This is a genomic window from Streptomyces sp. NPDC049577 (assembly GCF_040675635.1).
GTDB lineage: Bacteria > Actinomycetota > Actinomycetes > Streptomycetales > Streptomycetaceae > Streptomyces.
On sequence record NZ_JBFAPH010000390.1, the window covers coordinates 1 to 5558 of the forward strand.

Annotated in this window: 7 protein-coding genes, 1 tRNA gene and 1 pseudogene; 6 read left to right on the forward strand and 3 right to left on the reverse strand. The window is 73.1% G+C overall.

Annotated elements, in window-relative coordinates; all coding sequences use genetic code 11:
- The 4 genes and pseudogenes from AB0K09_RS29140 to AB0K09_RS29155 all read left to right on the forward strand — a co-directional run.
- Positions 1–227, forward strand: a pseudogene (locus tag AB0K09_RS29140) (magnesium chelatase); the annotation flags it as partial.
- Positions 228–827 carry a cob(I)yrinic acid a,c-diamide adenosyltransferase gene (gene cobO / locus AB0K09_RS29145; RefSeq protein ID WP_366068407.1) on the forward strand — a complete coding sequence of 200 codons (600 nt, stop codon included), beginning with the start codon at positions 228–230 and terminating at the stop codon, positions 825–827.
- Positions 824–1951 (forward strand): cobyrinate a,c-diamide synthase, encoded by a 1128-nt coding sequence (locus tag AB0K09_RS29150; RefSeq protein ID WP_366068408.1) that lies wholly within the window; start codon positions 824–826, stop codon positions 1949–1951. The genes cobO and AB0K09_RS29150 overlap by 4 nt, the downstream gene beginning before the upstream one ends.
- Positions 1861–2523, forward strand: coding sequence for an NAD(P)H-binding protein (locus tag AB0K09_RS29155; RefSeq protein WP_366068409.1), 663 nt, complete (start codon positions 1861–1863; stop codon positions 2521–2523). Before AB0K09_RS29150 ends, AB0K09_RS29155 begins: the two co-directional genes overlap by 91 nt.
- Positions 2524–2585: 62 nt before the next feature.
- On the opposite strand, the gene AB0K09_RS29160 is transcribed toward AB0K09_RS29155, so the two are convergent.
- Positions 2586–2667: transfer RNA gene (locus AB0K09_RS29160), tRNA-Tyr, on the reverse strand.
- Between the two features lie 252 nt (positions 2668–2919).
- Here AB0K09_RS29160 and AB0K09_RS29165 point away from each other — a divergent pair.
- A complete protein-coding gene (locus tag AB0K09_RS29165) occupies positions 2920–3408 on the forward strand; it encodes a YajQ family cyclic di-GMP-binding protein (RefSeq protein WP_366068410.1) in 489 nt (162 codons plus the stop codon).
- Between the two features lie 42 nt (positions 3409–3450).
- Here AB0K09_RS29165 and AB0K09_RS29170 read toward each other — a convergent pair whose 3' ends face one another.
- Positions 3451–3843, reverse strand: coding sequence for a YccF domain-containing protein (locus tag AB0K09_RS29170; RefSeq protein ID WP_366068411.1), 393 nt, complete (start codon positions 3841–3843; stop codon positions 3451–3453).
- 222 nt (positions 3844–4065) lie between these two features.
- Here AB0K09_RS29170 and AB0K09_RS29175 point away from each other — a divergent pair, with 222 nt between their 5' ends.
- The gene (locus tag AB0K09_RS29175) at positions 4066–4350 is read left to right on the forward strand and encodes a hypothetical protein (RefSeq protein ID WP_366068412.1); all 285 of its coding nucleotides are present in this window, start codon (positions 4066–4068) and stop codon (positions 4348–4350) included.
- Positions 4351–4407: 57 nt separating this feature from the next.
- Here the strand turns inward: AB0K09_RS29175 and htpX are convergent, their stop codons facing one another.
- Positions 4408–5271, reverse strand: a complete 864-nt coding sequence (gene htpX, locus AB0K09_RS29180) for a zinc metalloprotease HtpX (RefSeq protein WP_366068413.1) — start codon at positions 5269–5271, stop codon at positions 4408–4410.
- Between the last annotated feature and the right edge of the window lie 287 nt (positions 5272–5558).

A 5558-nucleotide genomic window follows, 5' to 3' on the forward strand; every position in this document is an offset into this window, starting at 1 on the left:
GCCCCGAGCCGCTGGTCCGCGCCCGGCACGCGGCACGGCTGATCGAGAGCACCGGCACGGCGTCGGTGGTCGTGGACTGCGAGTCCGGGCCGGTGCGCCTCGGGCTGGCGGGCGAGCTGGGCCGGGCGCTCGGCGGCCCGGTCGTGACGCTCGACGACCTGCGCGCCGACAACGTCACCGCGCTGGTGCGCACCGTACGGAACACCCACAGCAGGAAGGCCGCGTAAATGCCCAAGGGACAGCCGACCATCGTGCCCGACGACGGGCTCACCACGCGTCAGCGCCGCAACCGGCCGCTCGTCTTCGTCCACACCGGCATCGGCAAGGGCAAGTCGACGGCGGCGTTCGGGCTGGCGCTGCGGGCGTGGAACCAGGGCTGGCCGATCGGGGTGTTCCAGTTCGTGAAGTCGGCGAAGTGGAAGGTCGGCGAGGAGAACGCGCTGCGGGTGCTCGGCGCGTCCGGCGAGGGCGGCACCGTCGACTGGCACAAGATGGGCGAGGGCTGGTCCTGGATCCAGCGCGCCGGCGAACTGAGCAACGAGGAGAAGGCGCGCGAGGGCTGGGAGCAGGTCAAGCGGGACCTCGCGGCCGAGCGGTACAAGCTCTACGTGCTGGACGAGTTCGCCTACCCGCTGCACTGGGGCTGGATCGACACCGACGAGGTGGTCTCCGTGCTGCGCGACCGTCCGGGCACCCAGCACGTGGTGATCACCGGCCGCAACGCGCCGGACAAGCTGATCGACTTCGCGGATCTGGTGACCGACATGTCCAAGGTCAAGCATCCGATGGACGCGGGCCAGAAGGGCCAGCGGGGCATCGAGTGGTGAGTACGCACGTCCCGCGGCTCGTCATCGCCGCGCCCTCCTCGGGCAGCGGCAAGACGACCGTGGCCACCGGGCTGATGCGGGCCTTCGCCGACGCCGGGCTGGCCGTCTCCCCGCACAAGGTGGGGCCCGACTACATCGACCCCGGCTACCACGCCCTGGCGACGGGCCGCCCCGGCCGCAACCTCGACGCCTATCTGTGCGGGCCCGAGCGGATCGCCCCGCTCTTCCTGCACGGCGCCGCGGGCTGCGACCTCGCGGTCGTCGAGGGCGTGATGGGCCTGTACGACGGCGCGAGCGGGCAGGGCGAGCTGGCGTCGACGGCCCACGTCGCGAAGCTGCTGAAGGCGCCGGTGGTGCTGGTCGTCGACGCGTCCTCGCAGTCGCGGTCGGTGGCCGCGCTGGTGCACGGCTTCGCGTCCTGGGACCCGGAGGTGCGGGTCGCGGGCGTCATCCTCAACAAGGTCGGCTCCGACCGCCATGAAACGCTCCTGCGGGAGGCGCTGGAGGAGTCGGGCGTACCGGTCCTGGGCGCGCTGCGGCGGGTCGCGGTGGTGCACACGCCGAGCCGCCACCTGGGCCTGGTGCCGGTCGCCGAGCGGCGGGCCGACGCGGTGGACGCGGTGGCGGCACAGGCGGCGCAGGTGCGGGCGGGGTGCGACCTGGAGGGCCTCCTGGCCCTCGCCCGCACGGCGCCCCCGCTGGAGGCTGCTGGCCTCGCGCGGCGAGCTGCGCCCGGAGCAGGCGTACGAGACGGTCAGCGCCGGGGCCCGGGCGGCGATGGGGCTGCCCGAGGTGCGCGTCGAGGCGGGCTTCCCGGCCGAGCTGCTGGCCGTACGGGGCTCCGGGGTCGCCGGGGTGCTCTCCCTGGGCTACAGCCGCCTGGTGGTCCACGAGGGGCGCGTGGTGGCCCGTACGAGCGCCGTGCGGGAGTTCTGCGACGGGCAGGCGGCGGTCGCCCTGGACCTGCCGCGGCAGTCGCCGCGCGGGGGAGGCCATCCGGCGTGAGCCCGCCGCCCGGCGTTACGGTCGGATCATGCGCATTGTCATCGCTGGTGGACATGGTCAGATCGCGCTGCGGCTGGAGCGGCTGCTCGCCGTGCGCGGTGACGAGGTCGCGGGTGTGATCCGCAGGCCGGGACAGGCCGGGGACCTGCTCGCCGCCGGCGCGGAGCCGGTCGTCTGCGACCTGGAGTCGGCGTCGGTCGAGGACGTCGCGCGGCATCTGGAGGGCGCCGACGCCGCCGTCTTCGCGGCGGGCGCGGGCCCCGGCAGCGGCATCGACCGCAAGGACACCGTCGACCGCGCGGCCGCGACCCTCTTCGCCGACGCGGCGGAGGCGGCGGGCGTGCGCCGTTTCCTCGTCGTCTCCGCCATGGGCGCCGACTCGGAGCCCCCGGAGGGCACGGACGAGGTCTTCGCCGCCTATCTGCGAGCCAAGGGCGCGGCCGACGCCGATGTCCGCGCCCGGCCCGACCTGGACTGGACGATCCTGCGCCCGGGCCGGCTCACGGACGACCCCGGCACGGGCCGGGTGGCGCTCTCGGAGGCGACGGGCCGGGGCGACGTACCGCGGGACGACGTGGCGGCGACGCTGGTCGCCCTGCTGGACGAGCCGCGGTCGGCGGGCCTGACGCTGGAGCTGATCGGCGGTGACACGCCGGTGGAGCGGGCCGTGAAGGGCGTCGTGGGCGCGTAGCCGGCAAAGGAGGAGTGAACGAAAAAGGCCCCTGACCGTCTCCGGTCAGGGGCCTCGTTCCGTGGCGGCGCCAGGATTCGAACCTGGGTAGGCTAAGCCGACGGATTTACAGTCCGCTCCCATTGGCCACTCGGGCACACCGCCATGGGTTGCCGCCCCGGTCGCTCTTTCGAGCCGCTCCGTGGCAACGACGTAAACGATACCCGATGACCTGGGGTGCTCCGCCACTCGGTTCACAGCAGCCGATCGGCTTCCGCCGGCGGGCACGTCCCGGCCGGCCGCCGCCGCGGCCGACGCGTTCACCATGATCCGCCGGGCAGGCCCTAGGCTTGCGGGGCGGCCCTCCACGGGCCGCAGCACCCCACGACGGATCTACGCACGAGGAGCCAACTCAATATGGCCGACTCCAGTTTCGACATCGTCTCGAAGGTCGAGCGGCAGGAGGTCGACAACGCCCTCAACCAGGCCGCCAAGGAGATCTCCCAGCGCTACGACTTCAAGGGCGCCGACGCGTCGATCGCCTGGTCCGGCGACAAGATCGAGATGCGTGCCAACGGCGAGGAGCGGGTCAAGGCCATCCTCGACGTCTTCCAGTCCAAGCTGATCAAGCGCGGCATCTCCCTGAAGGCGCTGGAGGCGGGCGAGCCGCAGATCTCCGGCAAGGAGTACAAGATCTTCGCCTCCCTGCAGGAGGGGATCTCCCAGGACAACGCCAAGAAGGTCGCCAAGATCATCCGCGACGAGGGCCCCAAGGGCGTCAAGGCCCAGGTCCAGGGCGACGAGCTGCGCGTCTCCTCCAAGAGCCGCGACGACCTGCAGGCGGTCATCGCCCTGCTCAAGGGCAAGGACCTGGACTTCGCCCTCCAGTTCGTCAACTACCGCTAGCCGGCGCGGGGGCGGGCCGCCGGCCCGCCCCTTCCCGCGGGCTCAGCGCGTCGCGAACGGCCGGTCGCTGGGGACGATCTCGCGGCCCAGCGGCATCAGCGAGACCGGGATCAGCTTGAAGTTCGCGATGCCCAGCGGGATCCCGATGATCGTGCAGCACAGCGCGATGCCGGTGAAGACGTGTCCGAGCGCCAGCCACCAGCCGGCGAACACGAGCCAGACGACGTTGCCGATGAGCGAGCCCGCGCCGGCGTCGCGGCGTTCGACGGTGGTGCGGCCGAAGGGCCACAGCGCGTAGGCGGCGATGCGGAACGACGCGATGCCGAACGGAATCGTCACGATGAGCGCGCAGCAGATGATGCCCGCGACGACGTACCCGATCGCCATCCAGAGGCCGCAGAGGACCAGCCAGATCACATTCAGGATGAACCTCATATCCACAAGCCTTCCACGCGACCGGTTCTCCGGCGAGTGAGACGCCGCAGGTGGAGGCGTGGTTGCCCGGTGCGGGCCGGGGGCCGGGACGGGGCCGGGATGGGCACGTACGCCCCCCTCGTCCTCCGGCCGGGCGAGCGCCCCGGCGCAAAGGGGATGCGGGACCTCTGGGCGGGGGAGGTACGGCTTCCGTCCTGTCGGCCGATCGAAAGGATGCCCACCGTGCCACGACTCGCCTCAGCCGCGCTGGGGGTCGCGGCCTTCGCCGCCGCGCTCGTCGCCCTCGGTCCGGTTGCCCCGGCGCTCGCCGAGCCGTCGGTTCCGCCGCGAACGCCGCACACCCTGCCCGCCTACTCGCACGACGACGACAAGCCCGGGGGCGAGAAGCCCGGGGACGACCAGGGACAGCCCGGGGACGAGGGTGCGGGGGCCCCGGACCTGCCGGCCCTGCCGGACCTGTCGGAGCTGCTGCCCGGGCTGCCGGATCTGCAGCTGCCGGGGCTGTGAGCGCGTGAGCCGGGGGGCGGCCTCTCCGGCCGCCCCCGTGGGCTTTCCCGCCGGCTTTCAGGGCCGGTGGCCCGCCATGCCCTCCAGGCGGCGGATGCGCTCGCCCATGGGCGGGTGGGTGGAGAAGAGCTTCGACATGCCGCCGCCCGCGCCGAACGGGTTCGCGATCATCATGTGGCTCGCCGTCTCCAGGCGCGGCTCGGGCGGGAGCGGCAGGCGGGCCGTGCCCGTCTCCAGCTTGCGCAGGGCCGACGCCAGGGCCAGGGGGTCCCCGGTGAGGCGGGCGCCGGAGGCGTCGGCCTCGTACTCGCGGGACCGGCTGACGGCCAGCTGGATGAGGGAGGCCGCGACCGGGCCCAGCAGCATGATCATGATCATGCCGATGAGTCCCGGGCCCTCGTCGTCCTCGTCGCGGCCGAAGGGGATCAGCCAGGCGAAGTTGACCAGGAACATCACGACCGAGGCGAGCGCGCCCGCGACGGACGAGATGAGGATGTCGCGGTTGTAGACGTGGCTGAGCTCATGGCCGATGACGCCGCGCAGCTCGCGCTCGTCCAGCAGGCGCAGGATGCCCTCCGTGCAGCAGACGGCGGCGTTGCGCGGGTTGCGGCCGGTGGCGAAGGCGTTGGGCGCCTCCGTCGGGGAGATGTACAGCCGGGGCATCGGCTGCCGGGCCGCCGTGGAGAGCTCCCGCACCATGCGGTAGAGCTGGGGGGCCTCGAACTCGCTGACGGGGCGGGCGCGCATGGCCCGCAGGGCGAGCTTGTCGCTGTTCCAGTAGGCGTAGGCGTTGGTGCCGAGGGCCACCAGGACGGCGACGATCAGGCCCGTGCGCCCGAAGGCGCTGCCGATGACGATGATGAGCGCGGACAGCCCCCCGAGGAGCACGGCCGTCCTGAGCCCGTTGTGCCGGCGGTGCACGGTACGCCCTCCAAATGGTGCGGCAGGGGAACCCTTGAACCAGTGGAACCTTTCGAACTGGTCAACGCGAGAGGAAGTACGCCGGTTCCCCCGCCCGTCCGCGACGGGCGCTGCGCCGTCCGGGGGACGGCCGGCCCACAGCACGGCCGGCCTACAGCAGCGCCCCCGCCGCGAACCGCAGGACCAGCTGCGGCGCGCCGGACAGGGCCACACCCAGGGCGGCGGCGAGGCCGATCGCGGTGGCGAGCGGGAGGGGGACACGGCCGGCGGCCGGGGCCTCGCCCTCC